Source organism: Citricoccus alkalitolerans (assembly GCF_039528175.1).
Lineage (GTDB): Bacteria > Actinomycetota > Actinomycetes > Actinomycetales > Micrococcaceae > Citricoccus > Citricoccus alkalitolerans.
Genome location: NZ_BAAALH010000001.1, coordinates 184,615 through 208,228, shown reverse-complemented (window position 1 = coordinate 208,228; position 23,614 = coordinate 184,615). Strand labels below are relative to the sequence as shown.

Below are 23,614 nucleotides of genomic sequence, written 5' to 3'. Positions count from 1 at the left end.
CGCCCGACGCCGACGCGGACGCGGAGGTAGTCCTTGGTGCCGAGCACCTGGGAGATGGACTTCAGGCCGTTGTGGCCGCCCTCGCTCCCGCCGGTCTTCAGCTTCAGCGCGTCGAAGGGGATGTCGATCTCGTCGTGCACCACGATGATGTTCGCCGGGGCCACGGAGTAGAACCGCGCCAGGGCGCCCACGGGACGCCCTGACACGTTCATGTAGCTGGCCGGCTTGGCGAGCAGGAGCTTGGGCCCGCCGGGCGCCGCAAGGGCCGTCCCGACGGCGGCGCCCGCCTTGTGCGCGGTCAGGCGCGTCCCGAAGCGGTCGGCCAGTTCGTCGATGACCATCTGGCCGACGTTGTGCCGGGTACGGGCGTAGTCGGGCCCGGGGTTGCCGAGCCCGACCACCAGCCAGGTGGAGGCACCTGAGGATGGCGGGGAGGCCGGAGCACCGGCCCCCCGCGCCGTACCCTGCGTTGTCACGAGAGGAATCAGCCCTCGGTGGACTCGGCGGCCGCGGTCTCTACGCCTTCACCCTCAGTCTCGCCCAGGTCCTGGACGGTGAGCTCGGAGATGGTGGCGATGACGTAGTCGTCGGCCAGCTCCAGGGTGGAGCCGGCGGGCAGCTGGACGTCAGCACCGTGGATGTGCTCGCCCGCGGTGCGGCCCTCGATGTTGATGGTGACGCTCTCCGGCAGCTGCGTGGCATCGGCCAGCACCGGCACGGAGGCCTCTTCGAGGTTGAAGGTGGTGCCCGGGGCGGCTTCACCCTCGACGTGCACCCACACGTCCACGACGACCTTCTCGCCCCGCTGGACGACGATGAGGTCCAGGTGGTCGATGGTCTGCTTGATGAAGTTGCGCTGGATGGCCTTCGGCAGCACCAGGTGCTCCTGGCCGTCGCGGACCACGGTCAGCAGGGCGTTGGGGTTACGGACGGCCAGGGAGGTCTGCTGGGCCGGCATCAGCAGGTGCACGGGGTCCCCGCCGTGGCCGTAGACCACCGCGGGGATCAGCCCGTCGCGGCGCGCCTGGCGGGATGCTCCCTTGCCGAAGTCCTCGCGCAGGGTGACCTGGATCTTGGTGTTGTCGCTCATGGTGTTCCTCCTGTACTTCTTCATCCGCGGCCACGGTGGTGGCGGCGGGCCTTCCAGGCAGGAAAACGGCCGTGCAGTACGGCAGCCTCGTCGATCACGGAGCTGAAAGCTCCCTCGCCTGGGCAACGCGGACCAGCATACCAGTAGGCTGGGTCCCGAGGGGACCGCACCATTCCAGGAGGATCCGTGGACGTGTCAACCGCCAGGCAGGAGCACGAGGACGGAGCAGGCCCACGGCCGGAGGACGGCCCCGGGAGCGGACCCCAGCAGGACGACTCCTGGGCTCCGGGCGGTGCGCGGCTCACCACCACCACCCGGTCGATGTTGGACGCCATGGACTCCGTGGTGGACGGCAAGCATCAGGCGGTCCGCACCGCCCTGCTGGTCCTGCTGGCCGGCGGGCACCTGCTCGTGGAGGACGTCCCCGGCGTGGGCAAGACCCTGCTGGCCCGGGCCCTCGCCCGGACCGTGGCCGGGAAGGTCAATCGCATCCAATTCACCCCCGACCTGCTACCCGGGGACGTGACCGGCGTCTCGGTGTTCAACCAGGACCGTCACACCTTCGAGTTCCGCCCGGGAGCGGTGTTCGCCAACATCGTCATCGGGGATGAGATCAACCGCGCCTCGGCCAAGACCCAGTCAGCCCTGCTCGAGTGCATGGAGGAGCACCAGGTCACCGTGGACGGGACCACCCATCGGCTCGAGGAGCCGTTCATGGTGGTGGCCACCCAGAATCCCGTGGAGTCCGAGGGGACCTATCCCCTGCCGGAGGCCCAGCGTGACCGGTTCATGGCTCGCATCACCATGGGCTATCCGGGCCCGGAGGCCGAGCTGCAGATGCTCCGCACCCACCAGGGTCCGCTGCCCTCCTCCGCCCCCGTGAACCGCTTGGCTCCGGTGACCACCACGGAGGAGGTCCTGCAGATGATCGAGGCCGTGTCCCGGGTGCATGTCTCCGAGGCCGTCGCACGCTACGTGATCGACCTGGGGCGTGCCAGCCGTGAGCATCCGGACGTCCTCGTCGGTGCGAGCCCCCGGTCCCTACTGCAGCTGCTGCGCGCCGCCAAGGCCGAGGCCGCGATCAGCGGCCGGTCCTTCACCACGCCGCAGGACGTGGCGGGCGTCGTCCCCGTGGTGTTCCCGCACCGGCTGATGCTCCGTCGCCGCTCCACGCAGGAGGCCGCTCAGGCCGACGCGACCACGCAGCGGATCCTGCACTCGGTTCCGGTTCCGGCCGGCCTGTGATGTCCTGATCCGTTCAGAGACGATCCCCCGCCGCCATGACCTCCGCCCTCCCCACCCGGCGCACATCCCCACGTGCCTTCCGTCTAACCACCGCTGACGTCTCTTCCCCGACCGCGCCCCGGCCGACGCCGCGCGGACTGGCCCTGACCCTGGCGGCGGCCCTCCTCGTGGCGGCCGGGCTGACTCTGGGCCGGCGTGAGGCGGTCGCGCTGGGACTCTTCCTGGCCGTCGTCGTGGGCATCTCCTGCGCCGTGCTGGCCATCCGGACCGTGCTGGCCCGGCGCATCCGGTTGACGCGGTCCGTGGTGCCCGGCGCACTGCAGGTGGGCGGCAGCGCGCATGTCACCTTCGATGCCGCGGTCTCCAACCTGGCAGATGCGCTCCCCGGCGGCCGGCGGGCTCCCGTCCCGCAGGGGGGCTACCGGTGGCGGGCCCGCGAGCGCGGGGTGTACGACGTCGGCCCGGCCCTGGCCCGTCTGTCCGGGCCCTTCGGCCTGTGGTTGGCCCACGCCCAGGTCGCCGGGACGAGCCGGGTCGAGGTGGAGCCCCTCCCCCTGGAGGACGACGATCTCGACCAGGTCCTGCGGGCCGGCGTCGGTGAGCACGATGCCGCCGACCTGCTGGGCAGCCAGGCCGCCCCCGACGACCTCCTGGTCCGCGAGCACCGGGACGGGGACGCGCTGACCCGCGTTCACTGGGGAGCGACCGCCAGGACCGGCCGTCTCATGGTGCGCCAGGAGGAGTGGGCTCACGACCCCTGGGCGGTGCTCGTCCTGGACTGCCGGGCTGTCTCCTTCGCCGCCGAGCGGCACGACGTGGACGGTGGTGCCGGCCGCCACTGGCAGAGTTCCCCCGGTTTCGAACGGGCCGTGCAGGCTGCCGCCGCCCTGATCCTGCGGCTGCAGGACACCGGCCACCAAGTGCTGCTCATGGACCAGGACGGCCACGCCCTGGACCCATCCCTGGCACCGGCTGCCCTCGAAGCGTCCTTCCGGGAGGCCACGTGGCCGGCTGCACTGCCGGGCGAGGCCGCCGCCGTCGTCGCCCTGCTCGGGACCGCCGTGGGGCAGGACCTCCCCGTGCTGGCCACGGTGCCGCACCACCTGCAGCGCGTGGCAGTGCTGTTCGGGACGCAGGGCCGCCGGGATGCCGCCGAGCGGCTGGAGGCCGGCGGCTGGCTCGTGGCGGAGGGCGGGTCATGACCGGGGGCCGTCGGCTGTTCGGGACCGTGTGGCTGCCGGCGGTGCTGGTCGCGGTGCTAGTGTTGTCCGCCGCCATGGCCGTGGATGCCGCTTTCCGGGCACCGGTGGCCGCATGGCTGGGGCCAGCAGCCGGACCAGCCGTGGTGGGGCTGGGCGCCGCGGCCGTGGTGCGCAGCCTGGGGCCCCGGATGGTGCGCCCGTTGCTGGCAGGGCTACTGGCCGCCGGGTGGCTCTGGTGCCGGCAGTGGTGGCCCGAGACCCTGATGATCGGGCTGGCGCCACAACCGGAGACCCTCGCCGCGATCACCACCTCCACCGCCGACCTGCGGGAGACGATCTGGACGGGCACCATCCCGGTGGAGACCAGCGCGCCGCTGCTGGCCGGCGTCGGCGCCGTCCTGGCCCTGACCGCCCTGGTGACCGATGCCATCGCCGTGGGCCTGCGCTGCCCCGCCATCGCCGGCCTCCCCCCGCTGGCCCTGATCGCCGGATCCGCCGCGATCACGGCGGGGTCCACCCCCTGGCCAGCCCTGGCACTCGCCGCCACGGCCTGGCTGGGACTGCTGGCGGCGGATACCCGTTCAGGTGTGAGCAGTCCATCGGTCGGCGCGGTCGGGGTCGAGACAGTGAGCCGTGGAGGGCCGGCGGACGCAGGAGGGCCGGCGGACGCGCGAGGGCGCTGGGCGGCGGGATGGGGCTGGACGGCGGTTTGGGGCACGGTGGCCGCGGCCGGCGTCGCGGTGGGGGCCTTGATCGTGGCGCAGCTGACCCTGCCCTTCCTGTCCGCCGGGCTGGCACCCGAGGGTCAACGCTTCATCCTCGGTCAGGGCACCGGGCCGGTGAACCCGGCGGCGGACCTGAGCCAGGAGCTGCGCAGCGGTCAAGGGTACGCGGGCATCACCTATGAGACGGACGATGGCCTGGGCATCTATCTGCGCACCGCCGTGGTGGACGACGTGATGGCCTCCCCCTGGGACGCGAACCCGCCGCAACACGCCGGCGATCCGACGACCACTTCCTTCTACCCGGCCGCGGCCCACCTCGCCGAGATCGAAGGCGACGAGACCGAGGCGGCAAGCGATGCAAGCGATGCCGGTGCGGCAGGCGGTGCAAGCGGCACTGGGGATGCCGGGGTCACCGATGCCCCGCCGAGACGGGACCTGGTGTCCCTGTCCCTCGACGGGTGGACCGGGAACTGGGCTCCGCTGCCGGACCAGACGGTGGCGATCGAGCCGATCGTCGGCGAGTGGGGATGGGAGGTCGACCCCACCACCTTCAGCGCCTACCGCCAGGAGGCCAGCCCGGTGGAGATCTCGTACCAGACGGCCGTGTTGCCCCTGGACCTGACGTTCGAGGAGCTGGCCGACCGTGCCGGCGCGGTCGCCCCGCAGGGTGTGTACAACCGGTGGGGTGCGGACCCGGCACTGGAGGGCTCCGCCGTCCAGGAGCTCGCCGAGGACCTCACCGCGGGCACGGACAATCCGGTGGAGCAGGCAGTGGCGCTCCAGGACCACCTGCTCTCCGACGACTTCACCTATTCGGAGACGGCTCCAGTGGAGCAGGGCTATGACGGTTCCGGCCTCGAGCTGACGGAGCAGTTCCTGGAGGCCGGCGCCGGGTACTGCATCCACTTCGCCTCGGCCATGGTGATGATGGCGCAGTCCGTGGACATCCCGGCCCGTGTGGTGGTGGGGTACGCCCCGGTCGGAGCGGTGGACGGGCGCCACCGGGTGACGGCGGACCGTGCTCACGCCTGGCCGGAGCTCTACATCGACCAGGTCGGCTGGGTGCCCTTCGAACCCACCCAGAGCGTCGGCCGCGTGCCGGCCTACGCCCAGTCCGAGGACACCGCGGGGCCCACCGCCTCGCCCGATCCCTCGGTGGAGGACCAGGGAGCTTCTCCCTCCCCGTCCGCCTCCGAGGAACCGGAGACCCCCGGTGAGGACGCCGGCCCCGGAACCACGGCCGGGCCAGGGACCCCGGGTACCCCCGGAGTCCCGGTCGGGGCGCTGCTCGTCCTGGTGGGTACGATCCTCGTGGGATTGCTGCTGGTGGTCTTCCCCCGCGGGCTGCGGCATCGGCGGCGGCAGGCACGCCTGGCCTCCGGTTCGGTGCGCCGGGCCTGGGCGGAGGTGGAGGACACCGCCGTGGACCTGGGACAGGGCCGGAAGCCGCATGAGTCGGAACAGGCGTTCGCAGCGAGGCTGACAGCCGCGGCTGAGCTGAGTGGCGCGGACGCGCCCGTGATGACTGAGGTGGCTGGGGTGGCGGGACGGCCACCGGACCTCCAGTCCACCGGGATGTCAGGACGGTCACCGGGCCTCGAGGACGCCGCGCACACCCTGGTCGAGGCGATCACCTGGGCCCGCTACGCCCCGGAGGGCGCGCCACCCCCGGAGGGCGCCGAGGACGTGGCTGCGGCCGCCCTGGCGATCATCACCGGACTGGAGGAGGCCTCGGATCCGGCCGGCCGGCGTCGTGCCCGGTGGTTCCCCCGGTCCCTGGTGCCGGAGTCCCTCCGCCGCTGATCCAGCGCGGCGATTCACGGACCAACATCACAAGACCCGCTGATCGTGACGATTCCCGGTGATCATCACCGGGAATCGTCACGATCAGCGGGTCAAGAGTGAGTGACCGGCGCGGCGCCTGACGTCAGGGGCTACCTCTTGGCGGCGTACGGGTCGGCCATGCCGATGTACTGCACGGTGGTGTATTCCTCGATGCCCTCGGCGCCGCCCTCGCGGCCCAGGCCGGACTGCTTCACGCCGCCGAATGGGGCGGAGGCGTTGGAGATGACACCGGCGTTGAAGCCGACCAGGCCGAACTCGATCTGCTCCGAGACCCGGAACATCGTGTTGACGTCCTTCGTGTAGATGTACGAGGCCAACCCGTACTGCGAGGCGTTCGCCAGCTCGATGGCCTCCTCCTCGGTCGCGAAGGTGGTCACCGGGGCCACCGGACCGAAGATCTCCTCGGACAGGATCGGGTTGTCATTGCCCACGGACAGCAGCGTCGGGATATAGAAATAACCATCACCGTCCTTCGGCTGGCCGCCGGTGACGACCTCGGCGCCAGCGGCCACGGAGTCCTGCACCAACTGATGGATATCATCACGGGCACCGCCGTCGATGATCGGTCCCACGGTGGACTCCGGCTCGGTGCCCCGAGCCGGGTTCAGTGCCTGGAGTGCGGCAGCGAACTTGGCCTTGAACTCCACGGCCACGTCCTCGTGGACCAGGAACCGGTTGGCCGCGGTGCAGGCCTCACCCATGTTGCGCATCTTGGCGGCCATGGCACCTTCGACGGCGGCATCCAGGTCCGCGTCCGCGAACACCAGGAACGGGGCATTGCCGCCGAGCTCCATGGAGGTCCGCAGCACGTTGTTGGCGGCGTCCTGCATCAGCTTCACGCCCACCGGGGTGGAACCGGTGAAGGAGACCTTGCGCAGGCGCGAGTCCTTCATCAGCGGGCCGGAGATCGCCGAGGCCGAGGAACCGGCCACCACGTTCAGTACACCGGCCGGCAGCCCGGCCTCCTGCATGACCTGCGCGAAGAGCATGGACGTCAGCGGGGTGAGCTTGGCCGGCTTGAGCACCATGGTGCAACCTGCTGCCACGGCCGGGGCGACCTTGCGGGTGGCCATCGCCAGCGGGAAGTTCCACGGCGTGATCAGCAGGGACGGGCCCACCGGCTTGTGCGTCACGATCATCTTGTTCTTGCCCTCGGGCGAGGTGAAGTAACGCCCATAGTGGCGCACCGTCTCCTCCGAGAACCAGCGCAGGAACTCCGCGCCGTAGGTCACCTCCCCGCGGGCCTCGGCCAGCGGCTTGCCCATCTCCAGGGTCATCAGCAGGGCGAAGTCCTCGGCCCGCTCGGTGACCAGGTCGAAACCACGGCGCAGGATCTCGGCCCGCTCCCGCGGGGCAGTCAGCGCCCAGTCACGCTGGGCGGCCGCGGCGGCGTCCAGGGCAGCCATTGCATCATCGGAGTTGCCGTCCTGGATAGACAGCAGAACCTTCCCGGTCGCCGGATCGTGGACGTCCAGGGTCTTGCCGGAGCTGGCATCACGCCACGCCCCATCGATCAGCAGGCCGGTGGGGACGGACTGCAGCAGTTCCTGCTCGCGTTCAGCAGTGACAGTGGTGACAGTCATGGGGAACCTCTTTTCCGGTCAGTCGGCTCGGTCGGGCCAGCCTGCGGCGTCCTGTGGTCACCGGGCGGCTGGGCACCGTCGGCCTCAGCCTACTGGCCGGCCACGCCCGGTGACGCGCGCGGGTCATTTTGCGACGGAGCCACCGATGCTCTGCCACCCGGCACAGCCGCGGAAGGCTACAACCGGCAGAGGCAGAACGGGTGACCAGCCGGGTCGAGGAAGACGCGGAAGCTCTCGCCCGGCTGGTGCTCCGTCTTGATGGCGCCCAGCTCGAGGACGGCCTTCTCTCCGGCGTCGAGATCCTCCACCATCACATCGAGGTGCATCTGCTGCGGGCTGTCCTGCCCCGGCCACTCCGGTGCGCGGTAGTCCTCGGCGCGCTGGAAGGAGATGCAATTGGTGCCGTCGGCGGGACGGAGGTCAAGCCAGTGGTCGTCGCCGTCGGCCTGGTCCTGAACGTCCCACCCCAGCAGGGCACCGTAGAACCCCGCCAGGGCCGCCGGATCAGGGCAGTCGATCACGAAACTGGGAAAGCGTGCGATAGCCATGTGCGCCACCGTACTCCGCCGGAATCGGCTGGCCGAGACCTCAGGCGCGGGCGTCCAGCACCGCCTCGTACAGATCCCGTTTCGGTACGCCCCGGGCAGCGGCCACGGTGTTCACCGCTTCCTTCAACCGGGTTCCGGATGCCACCAGGACCTCGACGTCGGCCACCTGTCCGGCCGTGTCCGTGTCCGGTTCCCCCTCAGTCCCACCGGTGACGATGACGATCTCGCCGCGGATCTCCTTGGAGTTCGCCCACTGCACCAGGTGGGCCAGCGATCCCCGGGCCACCTCCTCGTGGAGTTTGCTCAGTTCCCGGGCCACACAGGCGGGCCGATCGGCGCCGAAGGCGTCCCGCAGTGAGGCCAGGGAGGCGGCCAGCCGGTGCGGTGACTCAAAGAACACCAGAGTGCGGGCGTCCCGTGCCAGCTCGGTCAGCAGGCGGGCCCGCTCCCCCTCCTTGCGGGGCAGGAACCCCTCGAAGGCGAAGCGGTCCGTCGGCAGCCCAGACAACGCGAGCGCCGTGGTGACGGCGCTGGGCCCCGGGGCGCAGGTGACATCAACGCCCTCGGCCGCCGCCGTGGAGACCAACCGGTAGCCGGGGTCTGACACCAGCGGCATCCCGGCATCGGTGACGACGGCGACGACGGCGCCTCCCCGGGCGGCCGCCAGCAGTTCCGGGGTGGATTCCCGTTCGTTGTGCTCGTGATGGCTGACCACCTTGCCGGTGATCTTCACGCCGAGGCCGTGCGCTAGGTGGTGGGCCCGCCGGGTGTCCTCGGCGGCTACGATGTCCGCGGTGGCCAACAGGTCCTTGAGCCGTTGGGAGGCGTCGGCCAGGTTCCCGATCGGCGTGGCCGCCAGCACGATCTGACCGGTGGTTTCGCCGAGCCGGTCCTCGGGAGTCTGTGTAGGCGCCATCCCCTCATGCTAGAGGTCATCCTTCGGGCTGGAACCGGGACCCCATGCCGGTAGTGAACCGTGTCATCCCTGGCGGGCCTTCATCCGTGGGCTCCTCTTGTTGATGACGAACGTGCGCCCGCGCCGGCGAACCACCTGTGCGCCGGGGACCTTCTTCAGTGCCCGCAATGAGTTCCGTACTTTCATGATGCCCTCCGGGAGTCGATGTCATGGGTGGTGTGCAGGCCGAACGGGTCGGCCAGTGCGGTGAAACCGCTCTTCATCTCGTCCTCTGTCAGCTGACAGTCGGTGAGAAGTCGTGCGATGTCGACAGCGTCGAGGTCTTCGCCGGTCGCGGAGATCACGGTGCTCGGATGGCCTGCGTCCGCGATGGCATGGAAAGAGACGTTGGCGTCCTTGGCAACTGATGTCCCTGGCGCGGCGGAGTCGAGATAGACGGGCCAGGGGCCTGCGTTCTCCAGCCATACGCGCGGACCGGCCCCCCGCAGCAGAATCCGGCATTCCGGCGCCGGTGCCATCCACAGCTGGCCACGGAGGCGGCAGCAGCCCTGGGCGAGGGAACGTAAGGCTTGATGGAAGCGCTCCGGATGCAGCGGACGGTGGAGCTGGTGGATGACCGTGGTGAACGGCGGCGCAGAGGCGACGCCGGCGGAGGACGACTCGTATGGCTCGGCCCGGGATGGTGATGCCGCCACGTCCTCCTGGAGGGGGTCGAGGTCGGAGGCCAGGTCGGTGATCCGCGCATGGGGGGCCAGCTCCCGGAGCAGTTGAAGTCCGCGAGCACTGGCAGGCGGGTCAGCAGGGACCAGGTTGGGGTCCGCCAGCAGCACGGTGTCAATCGAGGCCAGTTCCTCCATGAGGAACTCCCCGGGGGTCCTCTCATCATCGGGCAGGGCCAGGTAGCCGGACTCGAAGAGCGTATGGCGGTCCCAGATCTGGTGCTCGACCGCACTCGGCGAACAGGCCAGCACCACGGCATGAAGCACCACTGACCGGCGCGCGCCGCCGCTCAGTGCCCGCACCACGGCAGCCGCCGGCAGTGCGGGAGGCAGGCCGAGTATGAGGTGCTCCACTCCGGCATCCCGTGCGTGCTGCACGGCGGGCACGATGTCCAGCCGAATGGCGCAACTGGGACAAGGGTGCTCCAGTCGAGTCTCTCTCCACCGCGGGGGTGTCCCCGCTTGAATGGATCGGCACACCAGCAGGCCGTCCTCCAGCAGGTCATGAAGCATCAATACGGCATCGGGGTAAGCGGCGGCCAGCATGTCGCAGGCCTGGTGACGGCATAGGGCGTCGAGGGAGCTGATGACGGTGAGGCGCATGCCCTACAGACTACATGAGAATGATTCTCAATAGTATTAACCAGCGCCACTTACCTCGCTCAGGTCGTGACGGCCTACGCCCCTCCGCCCACCCGGGACCAGGGAATCAGCGAGGCTGGCACTCCGGATCTGATCGAGAGCACGGCAGCTGCCACTCCGGGGGTCCTCTCCGTGGATCGGACGCATGCTCGGTGGAGCGGGCACCGCCTGGAGGCAGAACTCTGCCTCGGCGTCCAGGGGAGCCTGAGCATCGAAATTGGTCATCACCTTGGCCAGGCTGTCGAGGAGCGCCTACGCCAAGACGTCCCCCATCTTCACCGGGCCACCATCCTCCTCGTCCCCGCCCCGGCAGGGCCCTGAGACTGCCGTCAGCCGAACACCATCGGCAGGAGGGACAGCGCAAACCCGCACGCCCCCAGAATCACGAAGGTGGAGCCCAGGGCCAGGAGGGCACGGGCCACCGGCCTGCGGCGCTCCAGCCTCATCACCGAAGGGTCCCGGCGATCGAGGTACCCGAGGCAGAAGTCCCGGGAGGCGAAGTGGGAGCGTTCCGCGCCCCGCAGCGGACGCTCGTGGAACTCGCCGGCGGAGAACCAACGTGCCCACAGCGTTCCGCCGTCCGCCACCAGGACAACCTCGGTGGGGACCAGGCCCTTCTCACCCGCGCGCAGCAGCAACCCCAGAAGCAGCACGGGCAGTCCGATGATCAGCCCGATCCAGGAGATCAGCTCCCCCGCCACGCCGGCTCCTTCGAGGCTGTTCACGGTGCCACTCCGGCAGCCCCGGCCACCCGGGGTCTACCGGGCGGCACGGCTGTCATCACGGATCTGGCCGACGAGCTCCTCCAGCATGTCCTCGAGGGTCACGACGCCGTAGGGGCGCCCTGCCTCGTCCACGGCCAGGGCGAGGTGCGCCCCATCCCGCTGCATGCGTCGCAGGGACGACTGCAGGTGGTCCTCCACGTGCAGTCGCGGCAGCTGCCGCACCAGACGGTCCGGAATCGGCAGGTCCCGTGCCGCCGGGTCCAGGCCCAGCAGGTCCTTGACGTGGATGTAACCGTTCAGGCTCCCGTGCTCTGCCTGGACGGGGAACCGTGAGTAGCCGTTCGCCGCGACCTTCTCGATCTGCTCCGGCGTGCAGCCGGCCGGCAGGGTGACGACCTCGTGCAACGGGATCACGATGCTCTGGACGGAGCGCTCCTCGAAGGTGAGGGCACCGAGCAGCAGCCGCTCGTCCTGGTGATCCAGCAACCCTCCCTCACGGGACTCACCGACGAGTCCGGCCACCTCGTCCCGGGTGAAGGTGCTGGCCACCTCGTTCTTGGGCTCCACCCTGAACAGGCGCAGGATTCCGTTGCCCATCGCGTTCATGGTCCACAGCAGCGGCTGCAGGGCACGCACGACGACGACCAGGGCCGGGCCCAGGATGAAGGCCATGCGCTCGGGCCCGGCCAGGGCGATGTTCTTGGGCACCATCTCGCCCAGCACCACGTGGAGGTAGGTCACCAGGGCGTACGCGATGATGTATGCGATGGTGTCGATCATCGTCGCCGGGATCCCCCAAGCCTCGAACGGCCCCTGCAGGGCGTAGACGATCATGGGCTTGGTGACGTAACCCAGGGCCAGGGAGCACACCGTGATCCCCAACTGTGCCCCGGCCATCATCAGCGAGACGTTCTCGATGGCCCACAGGGTCATCTTGGCTCCACGCCCGCCCTCCTCGGCCTTCGGCTCCACGATGCTACGGCGGGCCGCGATGAGGGAGAACTCGGCACCCACGAAGAAGAAGTTCGCCGCGAGCAGCACGACGGTCAAGACAATACCGACGGTATCCACTAGCGATCGTCCTCCTGGGACTCGAGGGGTGTTGCGGTGGCATGAACGCGGGCGATGCGCGCCCCGTCCATGACCTCTACCGTGAAGGTGACCCGGGCGGCCGGGTGGCCGTGGGCTGGTTCGGTCTCCAGTTCGACGCTGTCACCCACGGTGGCAATGCGGCCGAGGTGCAGGGTGAGCAGGCCGGCGATCGTGTCGTACTCGGCATCCTCCGCAATCTGGTGCCCCAGCAGCTCCGTGACCTCATCCGGGCGCAGTGCACCGTCGAAGGCCCACGCCCCATGGGGTAGCCGCTCACTGGTCCGGTCGTCCGGATCATGTTCGTCCACCACCTCCCCCACGAGTTCCTCCACGAGGTCCTCCAGGGTGATCAGGCCGGCCACATCCCCGGTCTCGTCCATCAGGACGGCCATCTGCAGGCCTCCGGCCCGCAGGGTGTCCATCAGATGGTCCAGCTCGATCGTGTCCGGCATCAGGGTGGGCGTCTCCATCACCTCTGAGACGGGCGTGGAGGCGCGGTCCTCGAAGGGGACGGCCAGGCCACGGCGAATGTGGACCAGGCCCTCGACGGTCGACGAGCCCGGCTCCATCACGGGGAACCGCGAATGGCCGGTCGTGGCGGCCACCTGCAGCAGGTCCTGGACGGTGCAGCCCGGCGCCAGGGTGGTCATCCGGGTACTCGGGGTCATCGAGTCATGGGCGCGGCGGGTCCCGAAGGCGAAGGACCGCTGGATGAGTTCGGCGGTGTCCGCCGGAAGCACACCCTGACGGGCGGAGTGCCGCACCAGGACCGTGAGTTCCTCCGGCGAACGGGCCGAGGCGAGTTCCTCCTGGGGCTCGATGCCGAACAGTCGCACGATCCGGTTGGCCGTGCCGTTGAAGAACATCAGCAGGGGCTTGGTCACCGTACTGAAACCCCGCTGGAAGCCGACGACGGCCCGTGCGGTCGCCAGCGGCCGGGCGATGGCGAGGTTCTTGGGCACCAGCTCGCCGAACACCATGGTCAGGACGGTGGCCAGGACCAGGGCGAGGGCCACGGAAACCGAGCGTGCCATCGGCTCGGCGAGGCCGGCGTCGGTCAGGGGGCCGACCACGAGGGCGGCGATGGCCGGTTCGGCCAGGAAGCCGATGCCCAGGTTGGTCAAGGTGATGCCCAGCTGAGCGCCGGAGAGCTGAGTGGACAGGGTATTCATGCCCTTCAGCACACCCGCGGCCCTCTGGTCCCCTCGGGCGACGGCCTCACGGACCTCGTTCTTGTTGACCGTGATCAAGGCGAACTCCGCAGCCACGAAGAGACCGCAGGCGATGATCAGCACGAGGCCGATCAGAATCGAGACTATTTCCAATGACTACACCCCCCACCGCACGTTGTGAGCGCATTCGCTCGTGTCAGCGGGAGGCACGGACTGTGCCCCGGACTGTCACCGGGAGTAGACATCGGTTTCCTCTCAGGAAATCAGAAAAATCCACGGCCGGCGGCCGCAGATTGACAGAATCATGCCAGCATGAGGGTCCCAGCGCAAACAGGCGGAACGGCGTAGGAGAGAGAAGAGAGGTGCGCCCGCCCCAGCCCACCTGATCCGGCCCTCGCCTGCACGTACGATGGCAGGGTGCTTCAGTCCACCCCCACAGCGCAGCCGGTGCAGCCGAGGCAGCCGGCGCCCGCCACATCCACACACCGGTGGTTGAGCACCCCCGCAGCCGCCTACACGGACGCCGCGCTGCGGCTCCGTCTGCTCGGCGAGCGCTTCCACCCGGGCCACTGGGGTTGGATCGTCCCGCTGGCGGTCACCATCCTGGCCGGCGTCCTGCGGTTGATCCGGCTGGACCACCCGCACCAGCTGATCTTCGACGAGACCTACTACGTCAAGGATGCCTTCACCCTGCTGCAGTCCGGCGTGGAGATGAACTGGCCGGAGGACCACAACGAGCAGTTCGCGGCCGGAAACCCGCAACCGGAGAACACTCCCGAATACGTGGTCCACCCCCCGCTGGGCAAGTGGCTGATCGCCCTCGGCATGGCCGTGTTCGGTGCTGACAACGGCACCGGCTGGCGGTTCTCCGCGGCCGTGGCCGGCACCCTCTCCGTGCTGCTCACCGCCCTGATCGCCCAACGGCTCTTCCGTTCGGTCTTCCTCGGCGGCATCGCCGGCCTGCTGCTGGCCGTGGAGGGACACCACCTCGTGATGTCCCGTACCGGGCTGCTGGACATCTTCCTCTCGTTCTTCGTGCTGGCCGCCTTCGGTGCACTGCTGCTGGACCGCGCCGACGGGAGGCGCCGTCTGGCCGATCGGCTGGCCGCCGCGGCCGCACGCCACGGTGGGTCACCGCCGTCGACCCTGCTGAGGTATGGGCCGTGGCTGGGGTGGCGCCCCTGGCGCCTGGTGGCCGGAATCCTGCTGGGCGCGGCCTGCGGGGTGAAGCTCTCCGGACTGGCCTTCGTGGCAGTCTTCGGGCTGATGACCGTGCTGTGGGACATGAACGCCCGGCGCGTGGCCGGAATCCGGCACTGGGTCCGCGCCGGCGTCACGCATGACGGGCTCTATGCCTTCGTCGCCGTCGTCGGCGTGGGCGCGGCGACCTACCTGGCCACCTGGACCGGCTGGCTCCTCACCGGCCACGGCTACAACCGGCAGTGGCACGCCACCCATCCCCCGCAGTCCTGGTGGGAGCATCCCGTCCCTGGTCCGCTGCGCTCGCTGGCCGACTACCACCGGCAGTCCACCCAGTTCCACGGGGGCCTGTCCTCCGGCCACGACTACGCCTCGAACCCGTGGACCTGGCCGTTCATGGGCCGGCCCACCTCTTTCTTCTACGAGGGTCACGACGACGGCGCGAACGGCTGCCCGGTGGACACCTGTTCCGCTGCCATCACCGATCTGGCGAATCCCGTCATCTGGTGGGCGGGAACCCTGGCCGTGCTGGCCCTGGTGTTCCTGTGGTTGGGCCGCCGCGACTGGCGGGCCGGGGCCTTCCTCGGGGTCTACGCCGCCGGTCAGCTCGTCTGGTTCCTCTGGCCGGAGCGGACCATGTTCTTCTTCTACACCATCGCCTACACCCCTTTCCTCATCCTCGCGCTCACGTTGTGCCTCGGGGCTCTGATGCGCTTCGGTGGCCCCGCCAACCGCCGCCGTAACACGGTCCTCGTCCTGGCATTCGTGGTGTTGTCCGTGGCCGCCAGCGCGTTCTTCATGCCGGTCTGGACCGGTGAGGTGATCCCCTATGACCAGTGGCGGCTGCGGATGTGGATGAGCAGCTGGATCTGATGCCGCGCTAGCATGAGGCGCATGACGCAGGAAGCCCAGACGGATCAGGTCGCCTACCTCCCCGCCGAGACCAACGTGACGGACCGGTTCCTGGCGGTGGCGGCCGAACGGCCCCACGCCCCGGCCTACGCCGTGCGCAATGGGGCCGGGGGCTGGCTGGACGTCTCCTACGCCTCCTTCCTCGACCAGGTGCGCTCCGCCGCGAAGGGCCTGATAGCCCTCGGCGTGGAACCGCGGTCAATGGTGGGCATCATGGCGCCCACCTCCTACGAGTGGGCCGTGATCGACCAGGCCATCTGGTTCGCCGGTGCAGTGTCCGTACCCGTCTACGAGACGTCCTCGCCGATGCAGGTGGAGCACATCCTCGCGGATTCCGGCGCCCGGCTGGTCTTCACGGCCGCCGCGAGGCACCGCACCGCGGTGGAGCGTGCCGCCGAGCAGGGTGGCTTCGAGGTCTCCGTGGTTCCGCTCGACGCCGCCGGGCTGGCCGAGCTGGGCCGCGCGGGTCGGGACGTGACGGACGAGGCGCTCGAGGCGGCCCGGTCCGCGAACGGCCTGTCTGACGTCGCCTCCCTCGTCTACACCTCCGGCACCACCGGCAAGCCCAAGGGCGCCCGGATCACGCACGCGAACTTCGCCGTGGGTGCGGCCAATATCCTTCCCTTCGCCCACGGAATCGTGGGCGGCAGCGAGCAGCGCACCCTGATGTTCCTGCCACTGGCGCATGTGCTGGCCCACGCCGTGCAGTACATCTGCCTGGTCGGCGGGATCCAGATCGCCCACGCCTCGGACCTGAAGACCTTGACCGCGGACCTCTCCTCCTTCCACCCCACGTGGCTGCTGGCCGTGCCGCGCGTGTTCGAGAAGCTCGACGCCGGCGCTGCCGCCGCCGCGCACGAGGGCGGCACCGCGAAGATCTTCGCCGCCGCGCGCTCCACCGCGATCGAGTACTCCGAGGCCCAGGACGCACAGGCCCGGGGTGAGGGCAACGGGCCCGGTGCCCTGCTGCGGGCCCGCCATGCGCTGTTCGACCGACTGGTCTACCCGAAGATCCGCCGGATCCTCGGCGGCTCGGCGAAGTACACCGTCTCCGGTGCCAGCGCCCTGAACCCGGAGCTGGCCCACTTCTTCCGCGGCGCCGGGCTGGGGATGCAGGAGGGATACGGCCTGACCGAGACCACCGCCCCCGCCACGCTCAACATCCCGGGCCACACGCGCATCGGCTCCGTGGGGCTCCCGGTGCCGGGGACCACCGTCCGCATCGCGGAGGACCAGGAGATCCTCATCCGCGGCAGCATCGTGTTCGACGGCTATCACGGTCAGCCCGAAGCGTCCGCCGCGGCGCTGGACGAGGACGACTTCTTCCGCACCGGGGACATCGGCCGTTTAGACGCGGACGGCTACCTCTATGTCACCGGCCGCAAGAAGGAGATCATCGTCACCGCGGGCGGCAAGAACGTCTACCCGACGCCTCTCGAGGAGACCATCCGCTCCGCCGGCGTGGTCTCCCAGGTGGTCGTGGTGGGCGACGGCCGTCCCTACGTGGGAGCCCTCGTCACGCTGGACCCGGACGGACTGGCCCAATGGGCCAAGGCCCAGGGCCTGGGGCCTCTCTCCCTGGCCGAGGCCAGCACCCACGAGGGTCTGCGGGCCGAGGTGCAGACGGCCGTGGACCTGGCCAACGAAGCGGTCTCCCGGGCCGAGTCCATCCGGAAGTTCACCATCCTGGATACCGAGCTGACCGAGGAGACCGGTCACCTCACCCCATCCCTGAAGTTGCAGCGCAACGTGGTCATCGCGGACTACGCGGGCGCCATCGAGGAGTTGTACCGGAAGTAGGCCTGGACGGCCGCCCGGAACCTAGCCACCAGACCGGCAAGGCCCCGGGAACCACCACGTGGTGATTCCCGGGGCCTTGTGATCCACCTGGGGCTGCTTCCCGGGCCGAGGGAGGCTCAGACCTCCTGGGCGTCGTACCAGTCATTGCGGCGCTGGATCAGGTCCATCTGCGCCAATCGGGACTCGTGCCGGCGGCGGCGGGTGGGCCAGGTGCAGATCAGCATCACGATGAGGGTCACCAGCACCAGGGCGGCGATGCCGATACCGGCGTCCATCCAGAACTGGTTCGGGTAGAGCCGGATCAAGGCATCAGTGGCCTGGAAGGTCCAGGTGCCGTCCGCGAAGAACAGGCTGTGGAAGGTGGCGAAGAACTGCTCCCAGCCGAGCACGGCCAGTACGGCCAGGGCGATCAGGACCACCAGCATCCAGAGGGATCCAGCGAACAGCGAACGGCGGATGCCTCCCTTGGCGGTGCGGGCCAGCACAATCATGAAGATGATGCACAGCAGGCCCAGGACGGCGCCGGCGGCCATGGTGATGAGCATGACGAGCTTGACGTCCGCCATGTGGGAGACCTCGGTGTCCGTGAACAGTTGGTTGCCCTGGTGAGCCAGATCGGACAGGTACCGGGTCGGTGCGGCGTTGAAGAGGAAATCCATGCCGGCGGAGCCGTAGGTCAGCCGGTCCTCGGTGGTGAAGCCCAGCTCATCGGCCGGGAAACCGGGACGGTGGTACTCGATCCACAGGAAGAGCGGGGAGGCCACGGCGCGGACGGCTGCGATCAGCACGACGACCGGGAAGAGGATCGCCAACAGCACCTGCAGCACCTTGGGCCCGGTCGACGGGCCTTCCAAGGCCTCGTCCCGGGCCGCGGCACGCGCCTCGGCACCACGCAGGTCCCGACGTCGGTCCTCAGCGTCCGCTGAGTGTGCACCGGTGGCGAAGCCCCGGTAGTCGTCTTGGGAGGTCTGCGGTGCCGTGACGGGATCCCCCACAGCCGCTCCTACGCCCGCGGCGCTGGAGCCGGCCACGGCACCGTCGTCCCACAGGGTGCCCGTTCCGGCGCGGGCGGACTCGGGATCAGGCTCCGGCGTCGCGGTGGCGGTCACGGTCTCCGGCGGGAGTCCGCCCCGTTCGCCGCGCGCCCTGGCGGCCGGGCGGTCCCGGGCCGAGGTATCGCCGGCGGCCCAGGCGTCCAGCTCGGCCCGGTCGATCGATTGGGTCGACTGGGTGCCCGGATCCGCACGGTGCTCGGCCCGGTCGATGGACTCGGTCGGCTGGGTGCCCGGATCCGCACGGTGTGAGCCGCCATGACCGGAGTCCAGGGCATCTGAGGTCACCGGTGCGCTAGCGGGATTCGCCCCGGCGTTCGAATCGGGATCAGAGGTGTCCCCCTCCTCGTCCTCCATGAACGCGGCGTAGTCCAGGCCGCTCTCGAACTCAGGGGTATCCGCGTGCTCCGCCGTACGCCCGTCCCTCTCTCCGGCCATACCGGAGGAGGCGTTCGTGCCGTCCTGTGACCTGTCCTTGCCAGCCATCGTCCTGCCTTCTGTTCGCGCGTGATGAGACGTCTCCGTATCCGAGCGTAGTGCCGCCGGAGGCGGGGAAGGCGGGGGCACACCGCGCGGATGTGAAGGCTGGCGCTCAGGGCGACCTCACGCAGTGAGCTGGCGGGCGCCGGCGTCGTGCGCCTGGAGGTCCCCGGTGGCGCCGGCAGCGACGGCCCTGCGGCCGAGGATCAGCGTGTAGGCCCAGTAGCCGGCCAGCACGAGCAGGCCGATGCCCAGGCGCAGCCAATGCGGCAGCCCGGACGGGGTGACGAAGCCCTCCACCACACCGGACACGGCCAGCACGAGGACCAGCCCGGCAGCCACTGTGAACAGCGAGCGGCCCTCCGAGGCCAGGGAGTCGAGCCGGGTCCGCTGCCCCGGGGCCACCCAGGCCCAGAAGATCCTCAGCCCCGCGGCGCCGGCGATGAAGATCGCCGTGAGCTCCATGAACCCGTGCGGGAGGATGTACAGGAAGAAGGTGTCCAGCTCGCCGTGGGCCGCCATGACCCCGCCAGAGATCCCGACGCCCTGCGCGTTGGCGAAGAGTACGTAGGGCACGAAGTAGCCGGTGATGCCGAAGGCCACCTCCTGCGCGGCGATCCAGGCGTTGTTGGTCCACACCTGCCCGGCGAAGGACGCGGCCGGGTTCTCGGAGTAGTAGCCGGTGAATTGCTCCTCGGCGTACTCGCGCATCTGCTCCTCGGTGCCCAGGGAGGCGAGCACCTCGGGTTCGCCGTTCACCCAGAATCCGAACCAGACCGCCACGAGACAGAAGGCCGCCCCGAGGAGCACCGTGAGCCAGCGGATCCGGTAGAACGCGGCGGGCAGCTGCTCGAGGAAGAAGCGGGAGAACCCGGCGGAGGCATTGGAGGGCGCCCCCGTGATCCGGCTGCGGGCCCGGGCCAGCACCATGGACAGCCCGGCGGCCTGGGGCCCGTCCGGGTCATGGGCTTGCACCACGGACAGGTGGGTGGAGGACCGGCCGTAGAGCTCGAGCAGCTCGTCGGCCTGCCCGGCATCGAGGCGGCGGGTGCGCGCCAACGAGTCCAGCCGCTCCCACGTGGGGCGATGTACTGAGGCGTAGGCGTCCAGATCCACGACTTCAGGCTACCGGCCGCTACGCTGGGCGGGGCACACGACGGGCCGCATGGCCCGTCGTGCACAGCTGCGGAACCGGATCAGGGGGTAGTTCATGAGCACGACGGTGGTCACCGGCGAAGCGGTGGTGCTGCAGTTGCGGCCCGCCTCCTTCGTGGTCCGGGCCGCCGGCGCCCTCATCGACGCGATCGCCCTCATGCTGGTGTTCCTCGCGGTGGTCTGGGTCCTGGCGGTGACGATCCTGGAGGAACTGGACCCGGCTGCGGCCCAGGCCACGGTGCTGGCCCTCGTCGTCGGCATGCTCGTGGGCGTCCCGCTGGCCGTCGAGACCCTCAGCCGGGGCCGTTCACTGGGCAAACTCGTCTTCGGCACCCGGGTGGTGCGGGATGACGGCGGCTCCATCCGTCTGCGGCACAGTCTGGTCCGCGTCCTGGTCGGGATCATGGAGTTGTGGATGACCTTCGGTTCCGTGGCACTCATCGCGTCCATGCTGAACGAACGCGGCAAGCGCCTGGCGGACATGATTGCCGGCAGCCAGGTGGTCGTCGAGCGCCAGCGACCCGTCCCCCCGCCCCTGCCCGGCGTTCCCGAGTCCATGCGGCCGTGGGCCGAGGTGGCCGACGTCGGCCGCCTCCCGGACGCCCTGGTCGCCTCCGTGACGCAGTTCCTGCGCAACTCCCGCTCCGTCCCGCCCGCGGCCCGTCACCAGACCGCGAGCCGACTGGCGGCGCAGGTGGCCCCGTTCGTGGCTCCGGGCCCGCCGGCCGGTGCCCCGCTGGAAGACTTCCTGCTGGCCGTGGTGGCCGAACGGCGCAACCGTGACTTCCGGCTGCTGAGCCGCCAGCAGGAGAGGGCAGACGCCGCCGCCGAACGCCTGCACTCCCTGCCGTTCTCCTGACCGTAGCGGTTCAGTAGCGGTAGTGGTCCGCCTTGTACGGGCCGGCCACGTCCACACCGAGGTACTCGGCCTGGCTCTTGCTCAGCTCGGTCAGGTGGGCGCCGAGGGCGTCCAGATGGAGGCGGGCGACCTTCTCGTCCAGGACCTTCGGCAACACGTACACCTGCTTCTCGTACTCCAGGCCGGTGATGGACCCATGGCGGGCGAAGAGCTCCATCTGGGCCATCACCTGATTGGTGAAGGAGGCACTCATCACGAAGGACGGGTGGCCGGTGGCGTTGCCCAGGTTCAGCAGGCGCCCCTCGGACAGCACGATGATCGAGCGCTCGTCCGCGGTGCCGGAGTCGAACGTCCACTCGTGGACCTGCGGCTTGATCTCGGTCTTGATGATGCCGGGAGTCCTGGCCAGGCCGGCCATATCCAGTTCGTTGTCGAAGTGGCCGACGTTGCCGATGATCGCCTTGTCCTTCATCTGGGCCATGTCCTCAGCCATGATGATGTCCTTGCCACCCGTGGTGGTGATGAAGATGTCCCCGGACGAGACCACCTCGTCCAGGCGGACCACCTGGAACCCGTCCATGGCGGCCTGGAGGGCGTTGATCGGGTCCACCTCGGTGACGACCACGCGGGCCCCCTGGCCGCGGAAGGCATCGGCAGCGCCCTTGCCGACGTCACCGTAGCCGCAGACGACCGCCGTCTTGCCGCCGATCAGAACGTCCGTGCCGCGCATGATGCCGTCCGGCAGTGAGTGGCGGATGCCGTACTTGTTGTCGAACTTCGACTTGGTGACCGCATCGTTCACGTTGATGGCCGGGAACATCAGCTGACCCGTCTCGGCCAGCTGGTAGAGGCGGAGCACGCCGGTGGTGGTCTCCTCGGTGACCCCGCGGATGCCCTGGGCGATCCGCGTGAAGCGCTGGCCGTCCGTGGCGAGCGAAGCACGCAGGGTCTCGAGGATGACCTGGTACTCCTCGGGATCGTCCGCCGTGGGACTCGGCACGGCACCAGCGGCCTCGAACTCGACGCCCTTGTGCAGCAGCATCGTGGCGTCCCCGCCGTCGTCGAGAATCATGTTCGGGCCCAGTTCCGGGTCCTGGTCGGCCCCGGGCCAGAGGAGGATCTGGGAGGCGGTCCACCAGTAGTCGGAGAGTGTCTCGTTCTTCCAGGCGAAGACAGGGACGCCCTGGGGCTCTTCCGGAGTTCCGGTGCCGACCACGATGGCGGCGGCCGCCTCGTCCTGGGTGGAGAAGATGTTGCAGGAAGCCCAGCGGACCTCGGCACCGAGGGCGGTGAGGGTCTCGATCAGCACGGCGGTCTGCACCGTCATGTGCAGGGAGCCGGCGATCCGGGCACCCTTGAGGGGCTGGGCCTCGCCGAACTCACGGCGCAGGGACATCAACCCCGGCATCTCGTGCTCGGCCAGGCGGATCTGGTGGCGGCCGGCCTCGGCCAGGGACAGGTCCCGAACGGCGAAGTCGAAGGTGGCCCCGGGGACGGTGACGGGGTTGGCGTAGGCGGGATCAGCGGCCGGGGTACCGGCCTGGGGCATGTCTCGGGCGGCGTGCTGTTCAGTCATGGACCTCAGCCTAAGGCAGCTGGCGCCGTGCATCCCCCTGGGCGGGTCCGCGGAGACCGCTCCGGCCCCCAGCAGACGGGTCCATCACCGACCCTGATCGACACGTCTCCACGTCGGTGATCCGCAACTGGCCGGACGCGAGGCCATGGCCGTGGCCCTGCTCTGCGCCTGCGTGGCCTCCTGGTGGCTGGCCCGCCGCGGTCAGCTGGCGCGGCACACGGGACGGGCCTATCCCGGTCGCGTGGTGCTCGTCGTCTTCATCGCGCTCTCCGCCGCGGCCGCCTTGGCACTCGGCGGTTTCTGTGGGGGGCCGGTTTCGCCCAAGGCGAGGACTTCGCCCGGCCGGACAGCGCCTGGGACTACAACGCCTACCTTGGCGCCAACACCCTGGCCGCCGGATTCGCCGGCGTGGCCACGCTGGCCTTCTGGTCACTGTGGCACCGACGCCGGACCGGCGGCGCCTGAACAGGGCCAGCCGAGGCTTGGAGCGGGCACCCTGACGGCAGGTTCAGCTGTCGCGCACCTCGCTTAGCAGGCGGAGCGTGGGTCGGCCCGGGCGTGCGGGGGCATCACCATTGACGGAACCGGTCGACTCCGAGCGGGCGCCGGCGTCGGGCGAGGTGCCTCGGCGCCCCACCGAGGGCGGCGAGGACAAGTCTGGACGGGCCGACTCACTGCGGGCCGATGGCTCACGCACCGCGTGGGCCAAGGCCAACAGGTCGTCCGGCTCCTCCGGAACGGAGCGGTCGGCACCCTCCGGCGGCTGGATGCGCAGCAGCTCCCAGCCCTTCGGGGCGGTCATGCTACGGGCGTGCTTCTCGCACAGGTCATAGGTGTGTGGTTCGGCCAACCGGGACATGGGGCCCAGGACCACGGTGGAATCGGCATAGTTGTACGTCAGCGTTGCCAGAGCCGCAGATTGGCAGCTGGTCTTGGAGCACTGTCGCATCGATCCCACGGCAGACCACCCTACCGCGCTGGGTCCCGGAAGCGCTGCACTGCCCCGCCGGGACGCGTGTCCGGCAGCATTCCCATCCTCTTCCGACGGCGTCCGACCGTAGAACATCCGGGTCCGA

General features: G+C 69.8%; 21 protein-coding genes. 7 read left to right on the top strand and 14 right to left on the bottom strand.

Annotated elements, in window-relative coordinates; all coding sequences use genetic code 11:
- Both pth and ABD134_RS00925 read right to left on the bottom strand, forming a co-directional pair.
- The coding region (gene pth, locus ABD134_RS00930) for an aminoacyl-tRNA hydrolase (RefSeq protein WP_344227591.1) at nucleotides 1–404 on the bottom strand (404 nt) is incomplete at its 3' end.
- A gap of 80 nt (nucleotides 405–484) precedes the next feature.
- Entirely contained in the window at nucleotides 485–1,090 is a 606-nt protein-coding gene (locus ABD134_RS00925) for a 50S ribosomal protein L25/general stress protein Ctc (protein ID WP_344225864.1), read from the bottom strand.
- 186 nt (nucleotides 1,091–1,276) lie between these two features.
- Here ABD134_RS00925 and ABD134_RS00920 point away from each other — a divergent pair, with 186 nt between their 5' ends.
- Genes ABD134_RS00920 through ABD134_RS00910 form a run of 3 tightly spaced genes read left to right on the top strand, consistent with a single transcriptional unit; the run spans nucleotide 1,277 to nucleotide 6,065 of the window.
- Nucleotides 1,277–2,335: an AAA family ATPase gene (locus ABD134_RS00920; RefSeq protein ID WP_344225862.1), complete on the top strand. Its 1,059-nt coding sequence runs from the start codon at nucleotides 1,277–1,279 to the stop codon at nucleotides 2,333–2,335.
- A 35-nt stretch (nucleotides 2,336–2,370) separates the two neighbouring features.
- On the top strand, nucleotides 2,371–3,537 hold the full coding sequence (locus ABD134_RS00915; protein ID WP_344225860.1) for a DUF58 domain-containing protein: 1,167 nt from the start codon (nucleotides 2,371–2,373) through the stop codon (nucleotides 3,535–3,537).
- The gene (locus ABD134_RS00910; RefSeq protein WP_344225858.1) at nucleotides 3,534–6,065 is read left to right on the top strand and encodes a transglutaminaseTgpA domain-containing protein; all 2,532 of its coding nucleotides are present in this window, start codon (nucleotides 3,534–3,536) and stop codon (nucleotides 6,063–6,065) included. The genes ABD134_RS00915 and ABD134_RS00910 overlap by 4 nt, the downstream gene beginning before the upstream one ends.
- Nucleotides 6,066–6,196: 131 nt before the next feature.
- On the opposite strand, the gene ABD134_RS00905 is transcribed toward ABD134_RS00910, so the two are convergent.
- The 5 genes from ABD134_RS00905 to ABD134_RS00885 form a co-directional block, all read right to left on the bottom strand.
- Entirely contained in the window at nucleotides 6,197–7,690 is a 1,494-nt protein-coding gene (locus tag ABD134_RS00905) for an NAD-dependent succinate-semialdehyde dehydrogenase (protein ID WP_344225856.1), read from the bottom strand.
- Nucleotides 7,691–7,866: 176 nt separating this feature from the next.
- A complete protein-coding gene (locus tag ABD134_RS00900) occupies nucleotides 7,867–8,238 on the bottom strand; it encodes a VOC family protein (protein ID WP_344225854.1) in 372 nt (123 codons plus the stop codon).
- A gap of 40 nt (nucleotides 8,239–8,278) precedes the next feature.
- On the bottom strand, nucleotides 8,279–9,154 hold the full coding sequence (gene rsmI, locus ABD134_RS00895) for a 16S rRNA (cytidine(1402)-2'-O)-methyltransferase (RefSeq protein WP_344225852.1): 876 nt from the start codon (nucleotides 9,152–9,154) through the stop codon (nucleotides 8,279–8,281).
- 63 nt (nucleotides 9,155–9,217) lie between these two features.
- A complete protein-coding gene (gene ykgO, locus ABD134_RS00890; RefSeq protein ID WP_344225850.1) occupies nucleotides 9,218–9,340 on the bottom strand; it encodes a type B 50S ribosomal protein L36 in 123 nt (40 codons plus the stop codon).
- Nucleotides 9,337–10,476 (bottom strand): GTP-binding protein, encoded by a 1,140-nt coding sequence (locus ABD134_RS00885; protein WP_344225848.1) that lies wholly within the window; start codon nucleotides 10,474–10,476, stop codon nucleotides 9,337–9,339. Before ABD134_RS00885 ends, ykgO begins: the two co-directional genes overlap by 4 nt.
- A 66-nt stretch (nucleotides 10,477–10,542) precedes the next feature.
- Between ABD134_RS00885 and ABD134_RS15510 the strand changes: the two genes are divergently transcribed.
- Nucleotides 10,543–10,836 (top strand): cation transporter dimerization domain-containing protein, encoded by a 294-nt coding sequence (locus tag ABD134_RS15510; RefSeq protein ID WP_378108418.1) that lies wholly within the window; start codon nucleotides 10,543–10,545, stop codon nucleotides 10,834–10,836.
- Nucleotides 10,837–10,844: 8 nt separating this feature from the next.
- Here the strand turns inward: ABD134_RS15510 and ABD134_RS00880 are convergent, their stop codons facing one another.
- The 3 genes from ABD134_RS00880 to ABD134_RS00870 are packed head-to-tail and all read right to left on the bottom strand — an operon-like array spanning nucleotide 10,845 to nucleotide 13,657.
- Complete coding sequence (locus ABD134_RS00880; protein ID WP_344225846.1) at nucleotides 10,845–11,240, bottom strand: hypothetical protein; 396 nt, start codon at nucleotides 11,238–11,240, stop codon at nucleotides 10,845–10,847.
- 33 nt (nucleotides 11,241–11,273) lie between these two features.
- The gene (locus ABD134_RS00875) at nucleotides 11,274–12,311 is read right to left on the bottom strand and encodes a hemolysin family protein (RefSeq protein ID WP_344225844.1); all 1,038 of its coding nucleotides are present in this window, start codon (nucleotides 12,309–12,311) and stop codon (nucleotides 11,274–11,276) included.
- Nucleotides 12,311–13,657, bottom strand: a complete 1,347-nt coding sequence (locus tag ABD134_RS00870; RefSeq protein ID WP_344225842.1) for a hemolysin family protein — start codon at nucleotides 13,655–13,657, stop codon at nucleotides 12,311–12,313. Before ABD134_RS00870 ends, ABD134_RS00875 begins: the two co-directional genes overlap by 1 nt.
- 339 nt (nucleotides 13,658–13,996) lie before the next feature.
- Here ABD134_RS00870 and ABD134_RS00865 point away from each other — a divergent pair, with 339 nt between their 5' ends.
- Both ABD134_RS00865 and ABD134_RS00860 read left to right on the top strand, forming a co-directional pair.
- The gene (locus ABD134_RS00865) at nucleotides 13,997–15,577 is read left to right on the top strand and encodes a dolichyl-phosphate-mannose--protein mannosyltransferase (RefSeq protein ID WP_344225840.1); all 1,581 of its coding nucleotides are present in this window, start codon (nucleotides 13,997–13,999) and stop codon (nucleotides 15,575–15,577) included.
- Between the two features lie 21 nt (nucleotides 15,578–15,598).
- The gene (locus ABD134_RS00860) at nucleotides 15,599–17,416 is read left to right on the top strand and encodes an AMP-dependent synthetase/ligase (RefSeq protein ID WP_344225839.1); all 1,818 of its coding nucleotides are present in this window, start codon (nucleotides 15,599–15,601) and stop codon (nucleotides 17,414–17,416) included.
- A gap of 116 nt (nucleotides 17,417–17,532) precedes the next feature.
- Here the strand turns inward: ABD134_RS00860 and ABD134_RS00855 are convergent, their stop codons facing one another.
- Both ABD134_RS00855 and ABD134_RS00850 read right to left on the bottom strand, forming a co-directional pair.
- Nucleotides 17,533–18,954, bottom strand: a complete 1,422-nt coding sequence (locus tag ABD134_RS00855) for a TIGR01906 family membrane protein (RefSeq protein WP_344225837.1) — start codon at nucleotides 18,952–18,954, stop codon at nucleotides 17,533–17,535.
- Nucleotides 18,955–19,071: 117 nt separating this feature from the next.
- Nucleotides 19,072–20,064 (bottom strand): stage II sporulation protein M, encoded by a 993-nt coding sequence (locus tag ABD134_RS00850; protein WP_344225835.1) that lies wholly within the window; start codon nucleotides 20,062–20,064, stop codon nucleotides 19,072–19,074.
- Nucleotides 20,065–20,158: 94 nt separating this feature from the next.
- On the opposite strand from ABD134_RS00850, the gene ABD134_RS00845 reads away from it, so the two are divergent.
- Complete coding sequence (locus ABD134_RS00845; RefSeq protein ID WP_344225833.1) at nucleotides 20,159–20,962, top strand: RDD family protein; 804 nt, start codon at nucleotides 20,159–20,161, stop codon at nucleotides 20,960–20,962.
- Nucleotides 20,963–20,972: 10 nt separating this feature from the next.
- Here the strand turns inward: ABD134_RS00845 and ahcY are convergent, their stop codons facing one another.
- The gene (gene ahcY / locus ABD134_RS00840) at nucleotides 20,973–22,538 is read right to left on the bottom strand and encodes an adenosylhomocysteinase (RefSeq protein WP_344225831.1); all 1,566 of its coding nucleotides are present in this window, start codon (nucleotides 22,536–22,538) and stop codon (nucleotides 20,973–20,975) included.
- Nucleotides 22,539–23,046: 508 nt separating this feature from the next.
- The gene (locus ABD134_RS00835) at nucleotides 23,047–23,487 is read right to left on the bottom strand and encodes a DUF3499 domain-containing protein (RefSeq protein ID WP_344227590.1); all 441 of its coding nucleotides are present in this window, start codon (nucleotides 23,485–23,487) and stop codon (nucleotides 23,047–23,049) included.
- Nucleotides 23,488–23,614 lie beyond the last annotated feature (127 nt).

Bases quoted from the DNA above. Each gene is read 5' to 3' on its own strand.
- ABD134_RS00835 (WP_344227590.1), bottom strand. From the start codon at position 23,487: ATGCGACAGTGCTCCAAGACCAGCTGCCAATCTGCGGCTCTGGCAACG.
- ABD134_RS00900 (WP_344225854.1), bottom strand. From the start codon at position 8,238: ATGGCTATCGCACGCTTTCCCAGTTTCGTGATCGACTGCCCTGATCCG.
- ABD134_RS00855 (WP_344225837.1), bottom strand. From the start codon at position 18,954: ATGGCTGGCAAGGACAGGTCACAGGACGGCACGAACGCCTCCTCCGGT.
- ABD134_RS00860 (WP_344225839.1), top strand. From the start codon at position 15,599: ATGACGCAGGAAGCCCAGACGGATCAGGTCGCCTACCTCCCCGCCGAG.
- ABD134_RS00885 (WP_344225848.1), bottom strand. From the start codon at position 10,476: ATGCGCCTCACCGTCATCAGCTCCCTCGACGCCCTATGCCGTCACCAG.
- ABD134_RS00915 (WP_344225860.1), top strand. From the start codon at position 2,371: ATGACCTCCGCCCTCCCCACCCGGCGCACATCCCCACGTGCCTTCCGT.
- ahcY (WP_344225831.1), bottom strand. From the start codon at position 22,538: ATGACTGAACAGCACGCCGCCCGAGACATGCCCCAGGCCGGTACCCCG.
- ABD134_RS00905 (WP_344225856.1), bottom strand. From the start codon at position 7,690: ATGACTGTCACCACTGTCACTGCTGAACGCGAGCAGGAACTGCTGCAG.
- ABD134_RS00925 (WP_344225864.1), bottom strand. From the start codon at position 1,090: ATGAGCGACAACACCAAGATCCAGGTCACCCTGCGCGAGGACTTCGGC.
- ykgO (WP_344225850.1), bottom strand. From the start codon at position 9,340: ATGAAAGTACGGAACTCATTGCGGGCACTGAAGAAGGTCCCCGGCGCA.
- ABD134_RS00845 (WP_344225833.1), top strand. From the start codon at position 20,159: ATGAGCACGACGGTGGTCACCGGCGAAGCGGTGGTGCTGCAGTTGCGG.
- ABD134_RS00910 (WP_344225858.1), top strand. From the start codon at position 3,534: ATGACCGGGGGCCGTCGGCTGTTCGGGACCGTGTGGCTGCCGGCGGTG.
- rsmI (WP_344225852.1), bottom strand. From the start codon at position 9,154: ATGGCGCCTACACAGACTCCCGAGGACCGGCTCGGCGAAACCACCGGT.